The following is a 21,237-nucleotide window of genomic DNA, read 5'->3' on the forward strand; positions in this document are numbered from 1 at the left end:
CAATTTAAATATTTAAGTAATTTAATTTACCTCTCACACACATGAGTCGGATCGTCGGCTTTTTCAGCAAATTCCAAACCTCTAGCCAAACGCCAAGCGAAAATCGGTGGTAAACCAGCATCTAAGATGGCAGCGCAGGTTGTTTGATAGTCATACTCCACTTCCCGCAAGTTTACTGCTTGTGTTTCCGTATCATAGATAACATAGGTAGCATTGGGACGACCATGACGGGGTTCGCCTACCGAACCGACATTGATAATTCGCTTCAGGGGACTATTAAAACTTATGGTTGGTTGTTCGTTTCTACTGGGTTGACGAACTTTAACCTGTAATTGTCCAGAATCTAGGGTGCGGACATAGGGAAAGTGGGTATGTCCGCAAAATAATATATCTGCATCGCTGGAGAGAACTCTTTCTAAAGCAGTGAAAGCATCCATTTCGGGTAACAAATATTCGTGGTTGCTATTAGGACTACCATGTACGAAACAGAGATTATCTTCTTTGTAGGTATGGGGTAGTTGGGCTAAATATTCCCTAACTTCGGGATTGACGTGCTTATTTGTCCATTCGTGGGCGATTTTACCTCTTTTTTCCGCCAACAGGGAAGGATAACTACATTCACAAGCATTTAGTCCTTCTACAATATCTTCATCCCAACAACCCTGTACAGTGGGAATATCTAAAGAACGAATTTGTTCCACCACTGCATTAGGATAGGGACCATAACCCACTAAATCCCCCAGACAATAAATCTTTTCTGCTTTTTGTTCGTCAATATCCAGTAAAACTGCATCTAAAGCTGCATAATTACCATGGATACAAGATATCACTGCTATTTTCATACCACTTCTACCTCTACTTCACTTTCTAAAGACTCTTTTACTTGTTGTTGGTAATAATCAATTGCCGATTCGGGAAGACAGCAATCTTGGACAGTTTGAACAATTTCAGCTTTATCTAAATTACTACCTACTATTTCAAAACCACTAAAACGATCTGGTTTACCATTTAACCAACGGGGTAATTTTAAAGGTGTAAATGCTAATTCGGATTCCCCTAGTATGAAGTCACCATAATAAATTTGTCCATCCATTAGGTCGAAAAGTCCTTTTACCCGAGCTACCTCACCGTAAGCACCTTGAGTAAGTTCCAGCCAAAAAGTAGCTAAACTATCAAAATCTAAAATTTCCCCCGTCAAAACCCCCCGATGAATCTGCAAAGCTGTGGTTGGCTTAGTGATGTTATTTCCTGGAATAACTTCATCCGCCCAAGTATTTAACTCTGTACTATCTGTATCGCCGGGGATTATGGCTACTCGATGGGGGTTAAAAGTTTGCAGTAAAGGTTCAATTCCGGCTAAATCCAAATACCAGGGAATCTCTAGATAAGTAATGGTTTTGTGTAATTCCGCTTCTTCCCCTGTCTGATAAAGTTTTAGTTGAGGGTATTCACTTTGGAGATATATTGCATCAATGGGTACGGAATCGGTTTGAGGACTGAAATAACCTACAGGTTTATTGCTTTGGACTATTTGTTGACGAATCCAGTGGGTTTTACCGCCACCTGGAGGACTGGCGACAGCAATAATCATAAGCAGTTTTTTTTTATGACGATAATCATTGTATCAAAAAAAGAGATGAGCTTTATACCCATCTCTCATGCTGCCACGCGAATTAATTAATGCATTGAAGGGTTGTGGTGAATTAAACTCATAAACTCCTGACGGGTTTTTGGATCATTTGCAAATACACCTCTAACCGCACTAGTGGCAGTCCAAGAACCAGGTTTTTGGACTCCTCGCATTACCATACACATATGGCTTGCTTCCACTACTACCGCCACCCCTTTTGGTTTTAATAATCCTTGAAGGGCATCGGCAATTTGGGCAGTTAATCTTTCCTGTACCTGCAAACGTCGTCCGTACATTTCACAAATACGAGCAATTTTTGACAGTCCGATTACCTTACCGTCGGGAATATAAGCGACGTGAGCGTGACCGAGAATAGGTAAGATATGGTGTTCGCAGGAGCTAAATAGGTCAATGTCCCGAACTAAGACCATTTCATTGGTATTTTCGTGAAATACTGCCCCGTTGAGGAGTTCGTCTAAAGATTGATGATAGCCAGAAGTCAGAAATTTCAAGGCTTTGACCACTCTTTTAGGAGTATCTTTCAAGCCTTCGCGGTCTGGGTCTTCTCCCAATCCTAACAGTAAAGTCCGTACCGCTTGGCGCATCTCTTCTTCAGAAACGAGAGGTTGTTGGGTGGTATTTAGTTTTGGTAATTTGCGATCAATTTTATCAATCTGGTTGGGTTCGGACTTACCTAAGGTCATGAATTTGAATTAGATGAAATTAAACAGTAACAGAAGTAGCCAAGCAGTTATTTAACTTTTGGCGAAGTTTATCGGTATCTAAATGATAACCGATAAAGACTAGCTGATTAACAGGAGGAGTAGACCAAAGTTCGGACTTGATCTCGCTGCGCTGTCCGCAGAGTTGGAAAATGTGACGTAATGGTACTGGTTCCGTCGAATGTGAAGGAGATTTGCCTTGCAGGTCATGAAATAGGGGCATGCTGGAGTTAATAGAAGCCTTTCCTCAATGGTGGTTGTATGATCGAACTATTTTCCTACCCATGTCCTGGATGTGGGAGTGAGGATGTGTACCCTCACCACCGCTATAGTACTCAAAACCATGGTTTCCGTACGATTTATCATTGCCGAGAGTGTGACATCTATTTCAGCGAGACCATAGCAGCCGCCACTGGCGGGTCTGACCACTCCCCTGAGTCGGTAATCCGTGATTCTTAAAGCCATAAGGGTCAATATGGGGCTGAATGCCACAGCTATAACCTTCAGTGTGTCAAAAAATAGTGTAATTGATTGGAAAAGACGTTTAGCGGGTCTCAAACCTACCCTGATGCTTTATGCCCTGCTCCATCAGTTTATTCATCAGGAGATAGAAGGAGATGAGCTGTTGACGATTGTAGATAAAAACCTACCTGCTTCAGAATCACCACGGATGGACAATGGTCTTGATGGAGCGAGGCAGTCGATTTCTATGGGAATTGCACTGTGGACCGAAAGACCAACAGTTATTTGAGCAGGGGTTGAAAGTCGTGAGCGTTGGTGATTGACCAAACCGGAAGCCTCAATCTCTTAACCGATGGAGAACGACGATATGGCAACCTGCTGTTTGAGATCTGCCATGAGGTGATCCGCACGGGGCGACCGGGACGTCCACCAAAGGGGTTGCAAATTTCAATGCTTCTGGGGGACATCGTAACGAGCGCCTTTCGGCGTAAAACCAACACCTATGGGTTAATCTCGCAAAAACCTTCAAAGAACCCTTGATGTCTACTGGTTAGTACACAACTGTGTACGAGTTCATTTTACCACAAAGATTGTGCCTGCGGTGAAGTTAGGCATTTTGGAGGTGGGCATATCTTGGTCGCAGTTATTCACAATTCGATATGCTCTGTAAACAACTAATGTCAAAACTTTTCGCTTCTCACTCGGCGGAACCAGTGCCGACTTTCGGCAATCTTTACATTTTTTGTCCTGTACTTAGGTTGATTTAAATGGGAATGGTCAGATTGAACTCAGTGAATGGTTAGAATGCCTCGATAAGCGTTTGGATTATGATTTTTCTGAAGCCTTTATCAAGCTCATTGATGGCAATGAAGATGGCAAAATTGTGATAGATGAACTTAGACTATTTTATCAAGCTTACCAAATCGATACAACTCATATAGAGGAAGCTTTTGAAACTCTCGAGCTCAATCTTGATAGTTCTATTTATAAAGATGAGTTCAAACAAATCTTCGAACAATTTTTGTATAGTGAGGATGTGCAAGCACCTGGAAATTGGTTTTTAGGTGTTAGTTTAGCGAAGCAGCTCTGAAGTTTTGGGTAGTTTGTTACATTAGTCATTGGTCATTAATTATGGCTATTTAGTTTGAAAATTCCCACTCATGGTGAACCCTAGGGCGATCCGAACGTGCGATCGCACCATAAGAACCTGCCGCAAAGTTGAGACTTCACCGGACTGGAACCCCAATTTTCGGCAAACTACGAGCAATAATCACTAAGTGATCCCCAGACAGTAGTGTTTGATCTTTGGGGGGATTAATTAGGGTTTCCCGATCTCCATTGCTATTGCGCTCTATGGCGATCAAAGTTGTATCAAACTCCTCTTTCAACCGCTGAGCAGCTTCCCAGAACGAAATGTCAACCCACCTCTGTGGTAAAACAATTTTGTAGAATTGGTTTCCCACTTGCACAGTTAGCAACTCTGACAGCACGTCCACAGCCCCTAGGTTCCGAGCTGAGGTAGCAATTAAGTGACTGGCTAGTTCATCAACAACAACGACATCTTCAACGCCAGCTACTCGCAGTTGGACATTGTTTTTCCGGTCAAGGAGTTGAGCACAAGTGTAGATTCCGGGTTGGAGTTTTTCAATGGTCAAGGCCGCTAGGACTGTCCGTGCATCCCGGTCTTGGTCACTTCGAGGATGGGTAGAATCAGCCAGGAGGATTGCCCGTGAGGCATGATAGATCCCCACACTTTCGAGGACATCAATAGTCGTGTAATCACCAATATAGAAATATATTTGGGAACGGTTAACTCCCTTGAGTTCCGACTCTGGTGTGTCGGTAAACTCTGCCACAACCACCATTGGATAGTGCTTGAGCTCAGAGTCTGCCTGGAGTTCCTCAATTAGTAGGTGACCACCTCGGTTCCAGCCGCAGATAACAATGTGATTGCGCAGTTCATCTAGTTCCAAGTATTTCACCTCCATGACTGTTCTAAGTCGTTGCACCATCACGGCTGACACTACACCGGTGAAGACGGCAAACATGGTTAACCCCCCAATTACTACCATGAGGGTAATCAGACGTCCAGCATCAGTCTGGGGTTGACCACCAATAGGTTCTCCTGAGATTAGGGTAAAAAAACTCCACCATAAAGAGTCTCTTAGGGAAGCAAATGACTCATTCTGTCCTCCCTCCAGTAGATAAATCCCTAAAGCACCGACTAATGTAATTAAGCCGATAATCAGAAAAACTCCAATCTGAGCACTAATACTGGCAGCGAGTGAGGAAGAGATGCGGTTGAGGTTACGGTTTACCAAAATTCCGACTCTGAGCAGCCTTAACATCCGTAACACTCGCAATAAGCGGAATGCCCGTAACAAAGGCAGCACAGCAATAATATCCAGCCAGTAGTGACGCAAGAACCGACGTTTGTTTCTTGCCACTAGGTAGCGGATCGTTAGTTCTATGATAAATATACCCGTGAGTAGCTCTTCGCTTACATAGACCACTCCATGAATGAAACTTGCACCCTCCAGACTTGCTTCAAAAACCACTAGAACTACCGAAAGTAGAATTAGCAGAATGAGGGTGAATTCAGTTTGGGGAGCGTGAATGAACTGGTCAAGACGGGATTTGAGGGTTGATGACAAGTTAAAGTATTCTATATTAAATGGAATTTATTCCATTTAATATTAAGAATTTTTAATGTCCAATTTCCACAGGTTTTATCCTAGCCGGTTGTAGTACCCTCGAAAACTCTTAAGAGTCAGTATCAATTAACTCAATCTTCCTACCAGCGGGGGGATTAAACCTAGGCGGCTCTAGCTGAGTCGGTGGTTTTACGATACCCGACGGTGAGGTAACTTCCGGTGGTGGAACCACAATTGGGAAGGAGCGGGCTGGTGGTGATGGTGGTTTTACCACTGATGGTGGAGAGGGAACTGGTTTCGGGATCACCACTTGTGGGGTAGATGGAACCGGAACCGGTCTTGGTCGTCTTACGGGTACAGGAGGTGGAGGAGGTGGGGCTAAAATCTTCCGCCATGATTGCATTTGCCGTTGCGCTTCCTGGTAAGGGCGAGTACCAGACGGAACGATGTTTGCGATCGCAATTGCTTCAGAGAGGTTATAGGCAGAACGACTTCTGGCTATGGATAGGATTTTGTAACTCCAGCGATTGACTACTGTTCTCGCTTCGCTACGGGATTTGGTTGAGGTTGGCACTTGCCTAGCTACTCGAATCGCTTTTCTTAGGGCTTGTGGAGTTCCAGCCTCAGCAATTTGGTAAGCTTCCCGTAAACGCTGCTGACCCTCAAGTTCTAACTTCCAGCTTCTGACTTTGCTTTGGGCTTCATTGTACAGAGCCCGACCTGCCTTAATTTGTTCGGCAGTTGCCACGGCAGCATATAGATCACCCCGGATTGCCAGAGTGCGTGCTTGGTCTAAATAAGGTTGGTCTTCTTGCTGCTGGATACTTCTAGACCACTGATTAATTTTAGTTTGAGCTTCCTGGTAAAGACTACGACCTCGGGAAATTTTACGGGCTTCTTGAACAGCAGCTTGCAAAGAATCGATGCTCCCATAACTAGCCAGTTGTGTTGCCCGCTCCAGGAATGGTCTGTCTTCGATCAGCTGAATTTGACGAGTCCAATCTCGAATTTCGTCCCGTGCTTCCTGATAGCGGGGATTACCACGAGGGATCTGTTCCACTTCAGCCACTGCCAGTCTTAAGTCACTGGCTAAACCCGAGGTAGCATAGGTTCGGGCTCGCTCTAGTCGCGCCACATCTTCTACTTCTCGTTGCCAACGGCTAATTAATTGCTGCCCTTTCTTATATAGGGGACGTTCTGATCCGAGCTTTTGGGCAGATGCGATCGCTTCTTCTAAATCCCAGGTTGTACCGGACTCAGCACGAGATAGGGCATGAGCTAGGTCAATTAAATCCGATTTGAGTTCAGGTACTTTAATGGTTTCCGGAAGTTTATAGGCAATGTCAAGAACTTCGGACCATTTACCTTGCTCTAGCTTGTTCTGAGCAATCTCCACCAGCTTGTTGCCAGAGTCTTTTATTAAATCCTGAGCTTCTTTGTAGGCATAACTTTGCTCTGTGATTTCCTTAGCTTTTTCAATAGCTTTCAGAATCTTCTCTATATTGCCACTTCTACTCAGCTCATAAGCCTTATCCAGCTTAGCCGAGTCTTCCCGTCCCATTTTAATCTTATCCGTTAGCTGGTTATACTTAGCCGTAGCCCAGTAGTCATTGTCCACATAGGTCAATCGTACTGCTTCGCGAAATGCTAAGTTCCAGTTTGATAACCTCAACTGTTTTTCTGCTTGCTCATAAACTCCCTCTGCCCTTGACCAGATTTTCTGCCAACGTTTTACCCGTTTTTGTACTATCGCCCCAGCTACAGATTTTGAAGGAATACGTTTAGCAATCTTAAGAGCTTCATTGAACTGACCAGCTTGAAACTTAGCTTCCCCAATCTCCAGGATTGCCTGTGACCACTCTTCTATATATTGGTTAACTTGTGGGCGTAACGGGTGATCTTCGGGCAGGGCATCGACTAATGCGATCGCTTTTAGCAACTGGGGGACAGTTTCCTGATTTGCTGCCACCTGAGCACAAGATAGGCGCATCGATGCTGAAGCCGTTGGCCAAAACACAGCACGGCAGTTTGGTACAGCTGGCAACCTCAACAACATCATTGCTGAAGCAAATCCAGCACTACCGAAAAGCAACACAACTAAAGCTGACCAAAACTGCCAACTGTGAGGCAAGAGGTTTTTTACTCCAGTAGTTTTTCCTGAGCGAGCTTGTCTCGGGGGAGTTTGTGATTTGTTTAATCCAGAGTTAGCTACTGGTTGACCAACCCCAAATTTTTCAGATTGCTGGGGGGGCTGTGTCGATGGGTTTCCTAGGTCAGGATAGTTTACGCTCGGTTGAGTAACCGGTTCGCTATGGTTAGGTTGCCATCCATTAAACTTACCTGAACTTGAACCATTTGACGTTGGCCAACGGTCTGGAAATTCTCTATTTCTGGTCATAATTCACTTCCACACTCCCTACACCGGAAGACAGCAGGTTGTTTACAGCAACCTCAGTTGTTGAGATTTTACCCACCTTACACATATAGAGTCTACACCCTATCTTATAGTAGTGTTCTTATAATTCTGGTTGAGTTTATATGCTGATCCATATTTCTTGCAATCCTTTACAAGTCAGGATTCTCATCTTCCAGTTACAGTAGGAAGTACAGTAGCTACTCAATTTACAATTCTTTTATCAATTGAGAAAGTTGATCGGGATTGGCATGATAGACCTCTGAGCAAAAATGACAAGTTGCCTCAGCGCCACCGTCTTTTTCAATCATATCCTGAAGTTCCTCTTTTCCGAGCATTTTCAGAGCCCCCAACATCCGGTCAAAGGAGCAACCACAGTTAAAATGGAGCATCTGGGTTTCTGGAAAAATCACTAGCTCCATATCCCCCAGCAACTGTTCAAAAATCTCTGGTAAGGTCTGGTTAGCTTGCAGTAGCGGTGTAAAACCTGATAGTTTAGTAATGCGAGATTCCAAGGTTTGAACTAATGCCTCATCCGTTGCTGCCTTAGGCATAACTTGGATTAAAATCCCCCCAGCTGCAGTTACCCCTTGAGCACCTACAAATACACCAACTACCAGCGCTGACGGGGTTTGTTCCGAATTTAGCAGATAGTTAGCGATGTCATCACCTATTTCACCAGAAACCAACTCTACTGTACTGGAATAGGGATAGCCATAACCCACATCCCGAACCACGTATAGGAAACCATCCCTACCAACAGCACCACCCACATCTAATTTTCCCTGCTTATTCGGTGGCAGTTCCACCTCTGGGTTGTCTACATAACCCCGAACTTTACCATCTAATCCTGCATCTACCAGAATTCCACCCAGTGGACCATTGCCGTTGATCCGAATATTGACCCTCGACTCGGCTCGCTTCATACTAGAAGCGAGCAGAAGACCTGCAGACATGGTACGACCTAGGGCAGCCGTTGCCACATAGGATAGTTGGTGACGTTGTCTAGCTTCTTCCGTCAGGCGTGTAGTAATCACACCAACTGCGCGAATACCCCCTGAAGCTGCTGTGGCGCGAATTAACTGGTCAGCCATAGAAAACTCTTACACTTCTTAATATAATTAATGTTTATTTTACAAATTATCGAGAAAGTATCGAGCCCCTTGCTTGCCCTATCCCTTTAGCCTAGGGATGAAAACAACAGACGGGATTTATCCCATCTGTTCATTCACACTAATCACAAATATTTCCTACGAATAAGGACGATCTAACCAAAATGCTAGGAATCTTTCAAAAAAGTCATCTGAGGATTGAAGTCGAAGCACCACACACTGTTATCCGGGACAGTCTGCTCTATACGGAGCAACTGCACCAGTGGTTGTGGCCGGAGAATTTATCTTCCGAGTTACCCGAACAGCTAGATTTAGGATTGACCTTTACTTCTTCCATCGGGCCAGTAGCAGTACAACACAACGTTGAGCTTGTTCAGTCGAACTGTTTAAGACTGCTCTTGAGTCAGGGAATTGATGGTTATCATGAATGGTATTGGGGAGATGGTTGGGTACAATCTCGCCTCGAAGGGGTGTCTTTGTTACCATTGAATTGGGGTCAAACCTTAAGTTTGCTGAGGCTACGTCAGTTTGTAGAGCAGCATAGAGCCTCTGACTCCTAACGTAAAAATTGATCTAAAGCCGCCTTCAACTCCTCAATTTCTACCTCAATGTTGCCCTGCTCAGCGGCTCGACCGATACACTCGCTTAAATGTTCATCCAGGATAATTCGTGCCACTTTATCCAAAGCCCCTCGAACTGCAGCAATCTGTACCAAAACATCAGGACAGGGGCGACTTTCTTGCACCATAGTCTTAATCCCTCGAATATGCCCCTCGATTCGAGACAGGCGATTGATAATTCGCCTCAGAGATTCTTCATCATGGACGTGACCATGAGTATGTTGACTATGGTTGTGATTCAGCTCTTGAGTCAGGGCATATTCCCTATCTTTCGAGATCATAGCGGTTTTATTAGTTTTATTAGTCCAAGGTTAACCAACTTCCTGGGTATATCATTATTGATAATTCTTAGCCTAACTTGTTCGGGTCTCTTGGGCTGATCACCCCTTGAGGTCAAGCTCTCTCAATCTTCTGGAACTAGCCCAGGTAGTACCAACGTCATAGGAATAACTCTTAAAAGAGCGATTAGATGCTTGTAGCAACTAATCTACAATCCTAAAAATCTGCCTCGAAACCCACTCCTGGCTGTGGGTGGGAGGAATCTCAGGGAAGCTAGACTTGAGTTAGGGGTTAATGCTAAGGGTCAGCAACAACTGACTAGTAACCACTAGCCGCCAAGTAAATCCCATGCTTAAAGGTGGTGGGATTGGCTTAGCAATAATATTCCCCAAAATTAACCAGAAGAATACGATAATACTATGTCATCAACTAAATTTTCGATTTGGCTTCGCTCAATTAGTAACTATCTCTTGGCTATCTTACTTGGAGTCTTATTGACAGTTGGCGTTTATCGTGTATCTCCCTCCAAGGCTGCTCCTGTACCCAGCACAGACTCAGTAACTCCCCCACTGATCGCCCAACAACTGCTGAATCCACAGCTGGTGCGCCAGCCCCATCCTCCAGAAATTTATGAGTTAATCGAGGTGAGGGACCCTAAGGTTCAAGCTCACTGGCGGCAGGTATCTAACGGTTACGAACTAAGCGTACGCCAGTCCGTCCAGTGCAGCGTCAGAAAGGTTACGCAAAAGCCCGTGATTGTTGGGTTTCGTGCCTCAACATTATCCCCCCTTTGAGTCAACCTGATGAATTGAGGTCCTCGTAAACCAGTAAATTAACTCTTTTTAACAGCCTTTTATCATTCTCTTGTAGCCAAATATAGTCAGACCAATATGCTTCGGTAAAAGTGATTTTAATTCATAAATTAATTGTTTAATTGACTTTTTTACAGATTTAGCTTGTTCAATTGATTCTAAGAGATGTTCGGCATTGGTAGGATTGGATAATAAATATAGTGTTTCTTGCCAAGAGTTAAATTCATCTAAAGACATTAAAACAGCTTGTTTTCCTTGATCATTACATAATATAGTTGGTTCTACATCAAGAATGACCCGCTCGATTAGTTTATCTAATTGGTGTTTGGCTTGATTACTCGTAATTGCTTTCATTTTTAGCTAGTCAGAGTTACATACACCAGAAATGTAACAGAAATTAACTTTTTTTTGGTCATCCAAACCTACGGGCGATCGCATTATGAGTCCGATTTTGTTATGGTAACTTACAATATAAGAGAAAATCTTAGGGTAACAAGCATGAAAATCAAGGGTTTTGGGTGGTGCGTTCTTCATAATCGTGGGGTGAAGCAGCAGATTGCTTCAAGGAAGGCACCCTACAAGAGGGACGATCGCTACGAGCCAATTGGCATCAGCCTAGTTCTTCACCTAGGGTTTGCTGTGATGCGTGCCGGATGTGTAGAATGCGAACGGTCGCTCCTTCTTGCTCTTCCAATATGGTAAAAAGAATTCGATATGAATTACGTCCCCGACCGTAGAGTAATTGTCGTATTTATTGACTGAAATACTTATTCTCTCTTGCATTAGGACAACGTTTTGGAAATTGCGATAGAGATTCGATTGCTTGTAGCAATCCAGAATACCAAAGGCTAGCCTGGGTAGGAGATGTGACTTGGGATAAACGTAGGAAGGCGCTGTCGGCTTCCGCCTCTGCCACACTGGAAATTTCAAGAGGGTATTTCATGAATCGACTGGCAGGTTGTACTGGCGACGCTGCTCTTGGGCAAACTCAGCGAAAGACCGAAATCGACCTGCCTGGAAATCATTCAGTCCTTTTTGAATGCCCTTTATAGCCTCCNATCCTTCCGATTCTCCAAATTTACGCAAACGGGGCAAACATTGTCGCTGATAAAAGCTACTTAATGTAGAAATTGATACATTAAACTCTTCTGATAGGGTTTTCCAGCTAGTTTCTGGAGGCAAGCGTCGCCAAATTAAGACTTGGCAGGTGACCTCTGGATTACCTTTGATATGGGTAGTGCGTAGATCACTATCAACAGCCGCCCTTTCCACCCATTCCCTGACATCTTCGAGTAAGGTAGGCACGTCGGGTGGAGCGGCCACACTATTGAGCGGGTCAACATTTTGACCATTTTTACCCTTGCTAGAAGATACTGTCTTACCTTGTCCGTCTATAGTCTTGATGCGAAAGTCTTGGAGTCGTTTCTTCAAGTAGAAATTGAGCCAAGTGATCACACTGCCACGGCTAGAGTCGTAGGGATTACCGGTTTTGCCTTCGCAAATATTCTGGCAAAAGTAAATCCAGGTTTGTTGGAGTGCGTCTTGATAGTAGGGAGTATGTTCTTGCCAAAGCTTCTTAGTGACTAAACGAATAATTTTTGTTAAGTTTCTTTGACGGTGAGCGCTTCCAGGTGGATGACTACATGCTGCGGTCACTAGCTGGTTGAGCTGCTCATATAGTTGAGTCATAATGCGATCGCTCCGCCTTTGCTGATATTGCCTTTCTCCGAAAATACTATTTTCAAACAGGTATGCATATCTTATGCAGGGTCAGCCTTAGGTCTCTAATCTGAACTACTCCAGGATACTCGGAGTTTTGGTTAAGACTAACCCAGTATTCAGCTGTTGACAGTTTAGTTATTATGTGTTAATAACGAGGGACTAGAAACTCGGATTAACTTTATAACATAGAATATAAAACACTTAATAGTTAATAGTAAACATTAAAATACACTAAATAATTACTTAGTGTTAAAAAAAAACAATTGAATTCAAGTATTAATACCTAACACCTAACACCTAACACCTAACACCTAATACCTAACACCTAAGCTAAGCAGTGATGTTTCCCAATTCCCAAAAATTTCTGATCAAATTTTCGGGAATCTGTGGAAGACACCTTGTAGTAAGTAAGTAACGTAGCTTTACTAGAGCTTGTCAAACATCTTGGACAGTTTTTGACATATGTCTCTAGGATTTCCTCCCAGTTGATGTACAGTGGCGGTTGTGACAATGGTTGCAGCCGCTTTTTTTTTGGAGGGGAATGGGTAATGGGTAATAGCCACTGCTGTATTTAGGATTGTGCCAATGCGTTCGCCTAGGGGCTCTTTTGGAGGATCCCATGACCGATCACAGAATTACCTTAACATAACTTCATAGTTGTGCGATCCTGAAAAAAGAGTTATCAATAAACTCAAGAAAAGGTCAATGTCAGAATTCTCAGAAATAAAACGAGTAGTTGTAGTGGGTGCTGGATGGGCAGGCTTAGGCGCAACTCACCACTTAGCCAAACAAGGTTACGATGTCACTCTCCTAGAAGCAAGTTCCTATGCCGGTGGTTTAGTGGCAGGATGGAAAACAGCGGGTGGACGTTCTGTAGAAGGGGGAATTCATGGTTTCTGGTATCCCTATCACAACATTTTCAACCTGGTAAAGGAACTCCGACTCAATCCTTTCACTCCTTTCACCCGTTCTTCTCAGTATTCTCCTGCTGGATTAGAAGTCGAATCCCCTATCTTTCAAAATCAACCACGACTTCCGACGCCCCTAGGAACCTTCCTCTACACCGACTTCAAACGCTTACCCCTGATTGATCGACTCTCTGCCTTACCCCTACTCTATGCTGTTGTTGACTTCGATAATTCCCACCAGGCATGGACTAGGTATGACTCGGTAAGCGCCCGTGAATTATTTAAACAGTTTGGGGTTTCGGCACGACTGTACAAGGATTCCTTTGAGCCCATGCTGTTAGTGGGTTTATTTGCTCCAGGAGAACAATGTTCAGCCGCAGCAGCCCTAGGAATGCTGTATTACTTCATTTTGGCTCACCAACCGGACTTTGATGTGGTCTGGTGCCGAGGAACGGTAGCACAGATGATATTTAAACCCTGGGTGGAACAGATTGAGAAAGCCGGGGGAAAGGTACTTACCAATAAACGGGTCAATGACATTATCATAGACCACACAGGCAAGGCCAAAGGGGTGATCTGTGGTGATGAATGCTTTGAGGCTGACGCGGTGATTTTTGCTGTCAGTATCAATGGTATGAAGAAAATCCTTCAGAGTAGCACCATGCTCCAAAGCCGCAAGGAATTCCGGAACCTGATGAATTTAGGGGGAATTGATGTGCTATCAACCAGGCTATGGTTTGACCGCAAAGTTGAGATTCGCCATCCCTCTAATGCTTGTTTTGGCTTTGATGCCACCACGGGTTGGACATTTTTTGACCTTAATGCTTTGCACGATGAGTACCGGGATGAACCTGGTAGCGTGATTGAAGCAGACTTTTACCATGCTAACCAGTTGCTACCCCTGAGTGATCAGCAAATTATCCAGAAAGTTCAGCGTGACTTAGGCACCTGTGTTTCTGGTTTTCGAGAGGCAAATCTGATTGACAGTAGTGTGATTCGAGTACCGCAAGGGGTGACTCACTTTGCTCCCGGTAGCTATCAGTATATGATGCAGCGAACCACTAGTATTGAAAATGTATTTATGAGCGGGGATTGGATTGTCACTCGCCACGGTTCTTGGTCTCAGGAAAAGGCGTATGTTACCGGTTTGGAAGCAGCAAATTTGGTGATTAGGCGCTTTAGACAGGGAAATCTCGCCAAGATTATTCCTGTTGATGCTGATGAATTCCATATTCAGGTGACACGGAAGATTAATAAAACTGTACGGGAGTTTGGTCAGACGTTATTTAGTAATTTTTGGTTACCTTGATTTAATTTGGGAATTTTAGGAAACAGGGAATCGGGAATCGGGAATCGGGAATCGGGAATCGGGAATCGGGAATAGGGAATAGGGAATAGGGAATAGGGAATAGTTGCGTAGGGTGCGTGATAAGACGGAAAGCCTCTGATTTTATCGGTAGCCAGTATTGGGACAGTCCGTCCGAGGCAGGAAACTGGCAAGATGCCAGTTCCACAACAAGATGCCCATTCCACCCACCGCGTCAAACAGCATGCATTGAGATGCACCCTTTTATAAATAGGTAATGAACAATTTTACTGATTTTTCATTACCAAAAAAAACAAGCTTTTTAGTACTGTTCCCTGTTCCCTATTCCCTGTTCCCTTTTTAGTACTGTTCCCTGTTCCCTGTTCCCTGTTCCCTTTTGCTATCAATCCTATGTTCACAACCCAAATACAAACACTATAGTAGAGTAATGGAAAGCGTTCAGAACTCAGACAAGCTTGTTGTTACCTTCTACAAATGGGTAGGTATTCTGGTTTTGGTTTACCTACTGATTGTGGCAGTAGGGATAATTGGTACAGGCTTTAGGTCAGCTACTGGGGAGCAAGTCAAGGAATTGTTCAAGTTTGCTACTAATCCGTTTGCTGGCTTAATTGTCGGTACCCTAGCAACTGCTTTAATCCAATCGTCAAGTACAGTAACCTCGATTATTGTCGGTCTAGTAGCTGGTGGTTTGCCAGTGGCAACGGCTGTTCCAATGGTTATGGGGGCTAACATTGGCACCACCATCACTAATACACTGGTTAGTTTAGGACATATTCAAAATAAGGACGAATTTAAACAGGCTTTTGCTGCTGCAACCATCCACGACTTTTTCAATCTGATTAGTGTCGTTATCTTCCTACCTTTGGAAATTACCACTCACTTCCTGGAAAAGATTAGTCTGTTTTTAACAAGCCTGGTTGTGGGGGAAAACTCGATTAATTTAAACAACGTTAATCTGATTAAATTTGCCACTGCTCCAGTCACTGATAGGATTAAAACTGTCAGTAACATTTTACCAGAACCATTTAATGGTATTGCCCTGATTGTCCTAGGTATCAGTGTTATTTTCCTATCCATCTTTTTCATTGGCAAACTTCTCAAAACCCTAATGGTAGGACGAGCGAATGAGATGTTGCACACTGCTATCGGTAACGGTCCCATTGCTGGGATTGCTTCTGGGACACTAGTCACTGTAATTGTGCAATCTTCCTCGACAACCACCAGCCTGATCGTTCCCCTAGCTGGTACAGGTTTATTGAGTTTACAAGAAATTTATCCCTTCACCCTAGGGGCAAATATCGGAACCTGTATCACTGCTTTACTTGCCGCTACCGGAATAACGGAAAACCCTATCCCTGCTCTAGAAATAGCTACAGTGCATCTACTTTACAACACCCTCGGAGTTGTGATCATCTACAGCATTCCTGTTTTGAGACAAATGCCAATCCTGGGTGCAGAAACCTTAGCTGCTGTTGCTACTGAGCGGAAGTATTTAGCCTTTGTCTATATTGGAAGCGTTTTCTTCTTGATTCCGGTACTACTTCTGAGTCTATCGACGTGGCTGTAAGTATTCAGCTATCAGCTATCAGCTATCAGCTTTGAATGTAGAATGAAGAATGAAGAATGGAGAATTAATTCTTAATTCTTAATTCTTAATTCTTAATTCTTAATTCTGACAGACAACTTGGGGATTATTGCTAATCCAGTTGTCGATATCTTTTAAAACCTGATCGGGAATTTCCCAAGGAAACAAGTGAGCAGTATTGTCATAGCATTGCCATTGGCTATCCTTAAGATGTTGAGCGGTTTCTCGACTTGATGCTGCGGTAATATGGCGATCAGCAGCTCCTGCTAAGACCAGGGAGGGGCATTGAATCTGCTGTAAGTCTGGCAAACGGTTATACCCAGCCCTAATGGCAGCGTTTAGTGCTTCTGTAGCGGCTTGGGAGGTCTGTAAATAGGCTGATATGGTGTGGTTGGCAAGATATTGGTAGGTGCTGGTTGTGTGTTGTTGGATCAGGTATCGAAAAAGCGATCGCTTACCAAATGTGTCAATATTCCACTGCCATCCTGGTTGTAACCAATTTAATGCAGAAGCGATGCCGGTATAGAGATTATCCTGCCAACTAATGGGGGGATGATTACCCCAAGGTCGAGCGGCTGTAGCGATTAAAATTAAACCTGTGACTCTCTGAGGTAGCTTCAGAGCAAGCTCCATTGCCAAAATTCCCCCTAAAGACCAACCTAGTATCAAACAGCGGTCAATGTGGTAGTAGTCGAGAAGGGATTCCAAGTCAATCAGGTGGTCGGTCATCTGAAAATCCCGATCAGCTGGACTTCTACCATATCCTCGCAAATCAGGGCTGATAGTCCAGAACTTCTGGGATAGATGTTGGGTAAAAACCGAAAGGCACTGACTTGAGCCGGGATGACCGTGAAGGCACAGAATTGGGAATCCTGACCCCTGGAGGTCAGTGTTGAGATATACTGCTGCTTGGTAGTTTTTTTTAATCCCATTCATGTTAATTGTTAATTGTTACTTGTGTAAGCATTCAGCCATCAGCCGTCAGCCGTCAGCCGTCAGCTTATTTTATTCAATAGCACCTCAAGGAGGTTACGCTATGGGCAGAAACTTTGTAAGCATTCAGCTGATAGCTGATAGCTGATAGCTGATAGCTGATAGCTGATAAGTGAAATGGTATGATCTCTTTTACTTATAATCGCACTGTGCGCTTTTCAGATACGGATGCGGCTGGTGTGGTCTATTTTGCTAATGTTTTATCTATCTGCCATGAAGCCTATGAAGCCTCTCTAGATGTATCGGGCATTAATCTCAAGTCCTTTTTCACTCAGCCAGCTGTGGCAATTCCGATTGTTCATGCCAGTGTGGACTTCTTGGGTCCTATGTTTTGTGGGGATCCACTGCTGATTCACGTGATGCCTGAGCAGTTGAGTGAAAGTAAGTTTGAGATTGCTTATCAGGTTGTTACAGCTTCTTCATCGCAACAGTTACTGGCCAAGGCAATTACGAAGCACGTTTGTATTAATGCAATGACTAGAACTAAAACTCCCTTACCTAAGGAAATCGTGGAATGGCTAGGGAGTAGGGAGTCGGGAGTCGGGAGTCGGGAGTCGGGAGTCGGGAGTCGGGAGTAGGTAAGAGGTAAAAAATCCTCTTTACCTGATAGCTATGAAAAACTCTTTACTAATTTTATCATCCCTTATGATATAGCTGACGGCTGACCGCTGACCGCTGACCGCTGACCGCTGACAAAAAAAATAGCCGTAGAAATACTATCTACGGCTAGTTCAACTTTTGATTGATGTCAGAAAAATACCCGAAACTTTCGGATGTGATCCTATGCTATCAGACCAAACCCAAGGCCAAGGGGGGAAAATCCCCCCAGAAATTTAAGGTGTTATGGCAACAACCAATACTTGGTCATAGTAGTGATCACTTCACCGGGAATATCGGTCGGCTCCAGAGGAGTCCACTCTGCGATTTCTGCATAGCCCAATGAATAAAGCATCTGCATACTATGGATTACTGATTGACGAGGACCTTTCAGAGTGTGCTGAGTAGGTTGTTTCTTGAAGTTGCGAGTAAATTCTTCTGGCATCTTTCAAAAGTTGAACTTTGATTTACAATGATTATTGTAATAATTATAAAATTATTTGTCAAGGGTTTTAAAATTTTTTTTTTTGGGGTTTAGGAGTAATAAAAAAAAGCGATTATCTGTAGGATAATCGCGTAGCGGCTCTTTAAAATGGTAAGCATGTGGCCTTTGGTAAACGGCTGAATGCTTACAGCTTTATCAGTCAGTCAACTAACCCATAGTCTTTGAATTGGATAAGCATCAAATTTATTATCCCGACTAATCAAAACCAGAGATCTATTCATGGCTTGAGCAATCAACATTCTATCAAATGGATCACGATGATGTAGGGGTAGATTAGAAATTTGCAGGGTGTCGATAAATGCAATAGGTAGTAAAGTAATATCTGATGATTGCAGTTCAGATTCAATGGTTTGATAATTTCGTTGCAGTGATAACTTACCAAGATTCAACTTAATCGCAATTTCCCAGAGACTAGCAATACTCAGATAAACGCTATCCGCTGCATCAATCATGTCTCTTAGTTTATTAGGCAAATTTGGGTCATTTTCAGATAACCAGATCAAGGCATGAGTGTCTAACAGGAAAGAGCTCATTCCATATATTCCTTAAAATCGTCTAATGGTTCATCAAAATCATCAGGTAATGGTAGCACAAAGGTTCCTTTTAAGATCCCTGAACGACGTTTCTTGCTAGCATGCTGCTCTGGGGAAACATCTTGGGAGTAGTTTTCCATTAGATACTTGGCATAATGCAGCAGTTCTTGTTTTAGGGATTCTGGCATTTTACCCACTGTTTGTAATATTTCTGTGTCAATATTCATGGGTTTTACTAGTTTAGTTGGTGTTAAATAATTTTTATAATAATGTATAAAATATTATAGCATTTTTAGTTTATTTATGAATAGAGCCTGGATCGAAACAAGGAGCAGGGAGCAGTGTCAAGATATCCGAGGAGTGTTTGGTGTTACGATAAATTAAGATTGCTTGTCATAATCTATTGAGAAATGCTATAAGTATTAAATCTTGCCTCTGGCCTTTCCCTAAGGGATTGCAGCAGACAATGTTGGCAGTGGCTGAAGATTGGTGAATCCAGGGTGATTTAGATAAGTCTAATTTGGTAATGAATATTCTAAAGCGGTTGTATTATTGTTTAATAACTATTAAACAACGGTTGATGGGGAGAAATCGCAAAACATCTGATCCCCAATTCGAGTTTTTATTAGAGGTTATACAAGCAATTGAAGACAGTAGGGGTGATGAGCAGGTAGTTTACCCATTACTAGCAGCAAATACAGACAAAATTAATGATAGACTAGCTAAATTATTGCATGTTGTGGGAACAAGTATTCTGGAGAAAGGAGAAATATATGAAACGGCGCTCTTATTAGGATATATTGGCGATTTAAGCACTTTAATTGCACAATTTCCCTTGGGTGACAAAGCCAGGAATATGGAAATTGCCATTACTGGCAATAAAATCGTACTAACTTTTTTCACCCGTGAAGTTTGTGCAGAAAAATGGGCTTTGACTCAAAACAATCTTGGAGGTGCTTACATTGATAGAAGAAAAGGGAAGAAAGCACAGAATATAGAACAGGCGATCGCTTGTTACCAACAGGCTCTTAGAGTTTATACCTTTTAGGCTTTTCCTGTTGAGTGGGCAATCACACAAAATAATCTCGGTAATGCTTACAATAACCGAATAAAAGGGGAGAAAGCACAGAATATAGAAGAAGCGATCGCTTGTTTACAAGAGGCTCTTAGAGTTTTTGCCTTTGAGGCATTTCCTATTCATGACACTTATGCCGTTGATATAACTCTGTATTACCAAAATGTCACTGTTCCAGTCGGTCAATTTAGTCGGTTAAATCCTCAAGGGTGTCTGCTAGCCAGCACTATTCAAGCTTCCTTGGGACAAACCTTAGTACTCTATGGCGAACCAGTGGGTACTCCCGAGGAGGATAGAAAGTTAGCAGATGCTTGTGTGGATGCTTTTTTCCAGGGAACCGACCAAAAACCCCAATTTAGCGCATCTGGGCAGTTATTTGGTAGCCCAATTTTTGCCTATGACAACGGTAAGGAGAAACCAACGGAGCAATGTCACCTTCTGGTCTGGTTAAACCGTCACCCAGAAACCTTAAACCTGGCACAAAAGACTTACTTTTCATTGTTAAATCTGTTGTGCTGTCGCAGTAAAATCCTGTTTGCTTATGATCAAGCCCGTTGGTGTTATCGCCAAACTAGAGGACTCTATGGGCAACTGGAACAAGAGGTTCAAGGCTTCAAGGAATTGCCAAGGGAGCGAAAAACAAGGCTAGAGCAACTGAAGCAGAAACTGACCGAGATGCCATCCAAGACCTTTGACTATGCTGGTTATCTGCGAGACATGGAAGATCACAAAACTGCGATCGCTACCAATGCCGCCAACTATAACTACTGGCTAAAAAAAATCAGTGAATCTAGTCTCAAAGACGATAATATCGAGTTTTTGGAAGACTTCCTAAACCAAAGAACCGAGCTATTTCAAAATCAGATTCAAGTCAATCTCAATTATCTCAAACCCGGTCAGCAACTATTTGACCAGATGCTTGGTAGTATCCGAGGCATTGTGGAAACTGAACAAGCACAACAAGAGAAACGATTAGAACGTTGGATTGCCTCGGTGGGTATTGGTTTAGCGGTCAGTGGTATTTCTTCCCAAACTGATGCTAAACCTCTAGAAGCGATCTTGATCAAACTAAACCCCAATGTATCTATAGAAAAATGCCCTAAAGCTGAACTCCAGTCTTGCTTGAGTTACACTTTCTGGTTTGTGCTATTTCATGTTTTGCTTGGTGTGGGAGTTGGTGCGATTACTGCTTTAATTTTGGGTCGAAAGTAGGGAGTCGGGAGTCGGGAGTCGGGAGTCAGGAGTCGGGGGCTTTTCTGGTGGGCAAAAACCCTTTGGTTCTTTTGAT

At 43.3% G+C, this 21,237-nt stretch carries 25 protein-coding genes and 1 pseudogene; 10 read left to right on the top strand and 16 right to left on the bottom strand.

Translation table 11 applies throughout. The annotated features are described in order from the left end of the window. Nucleotides 1-26: 26 nt before the first annotated feature. The 5 genes from F6K57_RS03225 to F6K57_RS03245 form a co-directional block, all read right to left on the bottom strand. On the bottom strand, nt 27-842 hold the full coding sequence (locus F6K57_RS03225; RefSeq protein WP_293064771.1) for a metallophosphoesterase family protein: 816 nt from the start codon (nt 840-842) through the stop codon (nt 27-29). Further along, the gene (locus F6K57_RS03230; protein WP_293064774.1) at nt 839-1,591 is read right to left on the bottom strand and encodes a GTP-binding protein; all 753 of its coding nucleotides are present in this window, start codon (nt 1,589-1,591) and stop codon (nt 839-841) included. The genes F6K57_RS03225 and F6K57_RS03230 overlap by 4 nt, the downstream gene beginning before the upstream one ends. A gap of 86 nt (nt 1,592-1,677) precedes the next feature. Continuing rightward, nucleotides 1,678-2,334, bottom strand: coding sequence for a GTP cyclohydrolase I FolE (gene folE, locus F6K57_RS03235; protein ID WP_293064777.1), 657 nt, complete (start codon nt 2,332-2,334; stop codon nt 1,678-1,680). Between the two features lie 19 nt (nt 2,335-2,353). Next, a complete protein-coding gene (locus F6K57_RS03240) occupies nt 2,354-2,575 on the bottom strand; it encodes a GTP-binding protein (RefSeq protein ID WP_293029468.1) in 222 nt (73 codons plus the stop codon). A gap of 47 nt (nt 2,576-2,622) precedes the next feature. Beyond that, the gene (locus tag F6K57_RS03245) at nt 2,623-2,817 is read right to left on the bottom strand and encodes a hypothetical protein (RefSeq protein ID WP_293064781.1); all 195 of its coding nucleotides are present in this window, start codon (nt 2,815-2,817) and stop codon (nt 2,623-2,625) included. Nucleotides 2,818-2,860: 43 nt separating this feature from the next. Here F6K57_RS03245 and F6K57_RS03250 point away from each other — a divergent pair, with 43 nt between their 5' ends. The 3 genes and pseudogenes from F6K57_RS03250 (at nt 2,861) to F6K57_RS03255 (ending at nt 3,904) form a co-directional block, all read left to right on the top strand. Beyond that, nucleotides 2,861-3,103: a hypothetical protein gene (locus F6K57_RS03250; protein ID WP_293036173.1), complete on the top strand. Its 243-nt coding sequence runs from the start codon at nt 2,861-2,863 to the stop codon at nt 3,101-3,103. A 468-nt stretch (nt 3,104-3,571) separates the two neighbouring features. Beyond that, nucleotides 3,572-3,622, top strand: a pseudogene (locus tag F6K57_RS41855) (hypothetical protein); the annotation flags it as partial. A 12-nt stretch (nt 3,623-3,634) separates the two neighbouring features. After that, nucleotides 3,635-3,904, top strand: coding sequence for a hypothetical protein (locus F6K57_RS03255; RefSeq protein WP_293064784.1), 270 nt, complete (start codon nt 3,635-3,637; stop codon nt 3,902-3,904). Nucleotides 3,905-4,040: 136 nt separating this feature from the next. Here the strand turns inward: F6K57_RS03255 and F6K57_RS03260 are convergent, their stop codons facing one another. The 3 genes from F6K57_RS03260 to hslO all read right to left on the bottom strand — a co-directional run bounded on the left by F6K57_RS03260 (nt 4,041) and on the right by hslO (nt 8,975). After that, nucleotides 4,041-5,468, bottom strand: a complete 1,428-nt coding sequence (locus F6K57_RS03260; RefSeq protein WP_293029474.1) for an ion transporter — start codon at nt 5,466-5,468, stop codon at nt 4,041-4,043. Nucleotides 5,469-5,577: 109 nt separating this feature from the next. Further along, nucleotides 5,578-7,866: a chromosome segregation ATPase gene (locus tag F6K57_RS03265; RefSeq protein ID WP_293064787.1), complete on the bottom strand. Its 2,289-nt coding sequence runs from the start codon at nt 7,864-7,866 to the stop codon at nt 5,578-5,580. A 224-nt stretch (nt 7,867-8,090) separates the two neighbouring features. After that, a complete protein-coding gene (hslO, locus tag F6K57_RS03270) occupies nt 8,091-8,975 on the bottom strand; it encodes an Hsp33 family molecular chaperone HslO (RefSeq protein WP_293064790.1) in 885 nt (294 codons plus the stop codon). A 182-nt stretch (nt 8,976-9,157) separates the two neighbouring features. Here hslO and F6K57_RS03275 point away from each other — a divergent pair, with 182 nt between their 5' ends. Next, nucleotides 9,158-9,553, top strand: a complete 396-nt coding sequence (locus F6K57_RS03275) for a hypothetical protein (protein WP_293029485.1) — start codon at nt 9,158-9,160, stop codon at nt 9,551-9,553. On the opposite strand, the gene F6K57_RS03280 is transcribed toward F6K57_RS03275, so the two are convergent. Next, nucleotides 9,550-9,894 (bottom strand): metal-sensing transcriptional repressor, encoded by a 345-nt coding sequence (locus F6K57_RS03280; RefSeq protein ID WP_293029489.1) that lies wholly within the window; start codon nt 9,892-9,894, stop codon nt 9,550-9,552. The genes F6K57_RS03275 and F6K57_RS03280 overlap by 4 nt on opposite strands. A gap of 417 nt (nt 9,895-10,311) precedes the next feature. Between F6K57_RS03280 and F6K57_RS03285 the strand changes: the two genes are divergently transcribed. Then, complete coding sequence (locus F6K57_RS03285; protein WP_293064794.1) at nt 10,312-10,686, top strand: hypothetical protein; 375 nt, start codon at nt 10,312-10,314, stop codon at nt 10,684-10,686. 48 nt (nt 10,687-10,734) lie between these two features. Here F6K57_RS03285 and F6K57_RS03290 read toward each other — a convergent pair whose 3' ends face one another. Beyond that, nucleotides 10,735-11,058, bottom strand: coding sequence for a type II toxin-antitoxin system Phd/YefM family antitoxin (locus F6K57_RS03290; protein ID WP_143727455.1), 324 nt, complete (start codon nt 11,056-11,058; stop codon nt 10,735-10,737). Nucleotides 11,059-11,455: 397 nt separating this feature from the next. Next, nucleotides 11,456-11,647 carry a hypothetical protein gene (locus F6K57_RS03295; RefSeq protein ID WP_293064797.1) on the bottom strand — a complete coding sequence of 64 codons (192 nt, stop codon included), beginning with the start codon at nt 11,645-11,647 and terminating at the stop codon, nt 11,456-11,458. Nucleotides 11,648-13,131: 1,484 nt separating this feature from the next. Here F6K57_RS03295 and F6K57_RS03305 point away from each other — a divergent pair. Beyond that, a complete protein-coding gene (locus F6K57_RS03305; protein ID WP_293064800.1) occupies nt 13,132-14,643 on the top strand; it encodes an FAD-dependent oxidoreductase in 1,512 nt (503 codons plus the stop codon). Here F6K57_RS03305 and F6K57_RS03310 read toward each other — a convergent pair. Then, nucleotides 14,610-14,879, bottom strand: a complete 270-nt coding sequence (locus F6K57_RS03310) for a hypothetical protein (RefSeq protein ID WP_293064802.1) — start codon at nt 14,877-14,879, stop codon at nt 14,610-14,612. The genes F6K57_RS03305 and F6K57_RS03310 overlap by 34 nt on opposite strands. Before the next feature lie 209 nt (nt 14,880-15,088). Between F6K57_RS03310 and F6K57_RS03315 the strand changes: the two genes are divergently transcribed. After that, nucleotides 15,089-16,228 carry a Na/Pi symporter gene (locus F6K57_RS03315; protein WP_293042770.1) on the top strand — a complete coding sequence of 380 codons (1,140 nt, stop codon included), beginning with the start codon at nt 15,089-15,091 and terminating at the stop codon, nt 16,226-16,228. Nucleotides 16,229-16,327: 99 nt separating this feature from the next. Here F6K57_RS03315 and F6K57_RS03320 read toward each other — a convergent pair whose 3' ends face one another. Continuing rightward, nucleotides 16,328-17,182 carry an alpha/beta hydrolase gene (locus F6K57_RS03320; protein WP_293020065.1) on the bottom strand — a complete coding sequence of 285 codons (855 nt, stop codon included), beginning with the start codon at nt 17,180-17,182 and terminating at the stop codon, nt 16,328-16,330. 179 nt (nt 17,183-17,361) lie between these two features. Between F6K57_RS03320 and F6K57_RS03325 the strand changes: the two genes are divergently transcribed. Then, nucleotides 17,362-17,817 carry a thioesterase family protein gene (locus tag F6K57_RS03325; protein ID WP_364301058.1) on the top strand — a complete coding sequence of 152 codons (456 nt, stop codon included), beginning with the start codon at nt 17,362-17,364 and terminating at the stop codon, nt 17,815-17,817. Between the two features lie 263 nt (nt 17,818-18,080). Here F6K57_RS03325 and F6K57_RS03330 read toward each other — a convergent pair whose 3' ends face one another. From F6K57_RS03330 to F6K57_RS03340, 3 genes are all read right to left on the bottom strand, one after another. After that, on the bottom strand, nt 18,081-18,281 hold the full coding sequence (locus tag F6K57_RS03330; protein ID WP_293042764.1) for a hypothetical protein: 201 nt from the start codon (nt 18,279-18,281) through the stop codon (nt 18,081-18,083). A gap of 203 nt (nt 18,282-18,484) precedes the next feature. Beyond that, nucleotides 18,485-18,874 (bottom strand): type II toxin-antitoxin system VapC family toxin, encoded by a 390-nt coding sequence (locus tag F6K57_RS03335; protein ID WP_293020067.1) that lies wholly within the window; start codon nt 18,872-18,874, stop codon nt 18,485-18,487. After that, nucleotides 18,871-19,101: a DUF2281 domain-containing protein gene (locus tag F6K57_RS03340; protein ID WP_293020069.1), complete on the bottom strand. Its 231-nt coding sequence runs from the start codon at nt 19,099-19,101 to the stop codon at nt 18,871-18,873. Before F6K57_RS03340 ends, F6K57_RS03335 begins: the two co-directional genes overlap by 4 nt. A 299-nt stretch (nt 19,102-19,400) precedes the next feature. On the opposite strand from F6K57_RS03340, the gene F6K57_RS03345 reads away from it, so the two are divergent. Both F6K57_RS03345 and F6K57_RS03355 read left to right on the top strand, forming a co-directional pair. Then, a complete protein-coding gene (locus F6K57_RS03345; protein ID WP_293064808.1) occupies nt 19,401-19,922 on the top strand; it encodes a tetratricopeptide repeat protein in 522 nt (173 codons plus the stop codon). Between the two features lie 267 nt (nt 19,923-20,189). Beyond that, entirely contained in the window at nt 20,190-21,161 is a 972-nt protein-coding gene (locus F6K57_RS03355; RefSeq protein ID WP_293064811.1) for a hypothetical protein, read from the top strand. Nucleotides 21,162-21,237: the final 76 nt, after the last annotated feature.

Origin of the sequence: Moorena sp. SIO4A5 (genome assembly GCF_010672005.1) — a bacterium.
GTDB lineage: Bacteria > Cyanobacteriota > Cyanobacteriia > Cyanobacteriales > Coleofasciculaceae > Moorena.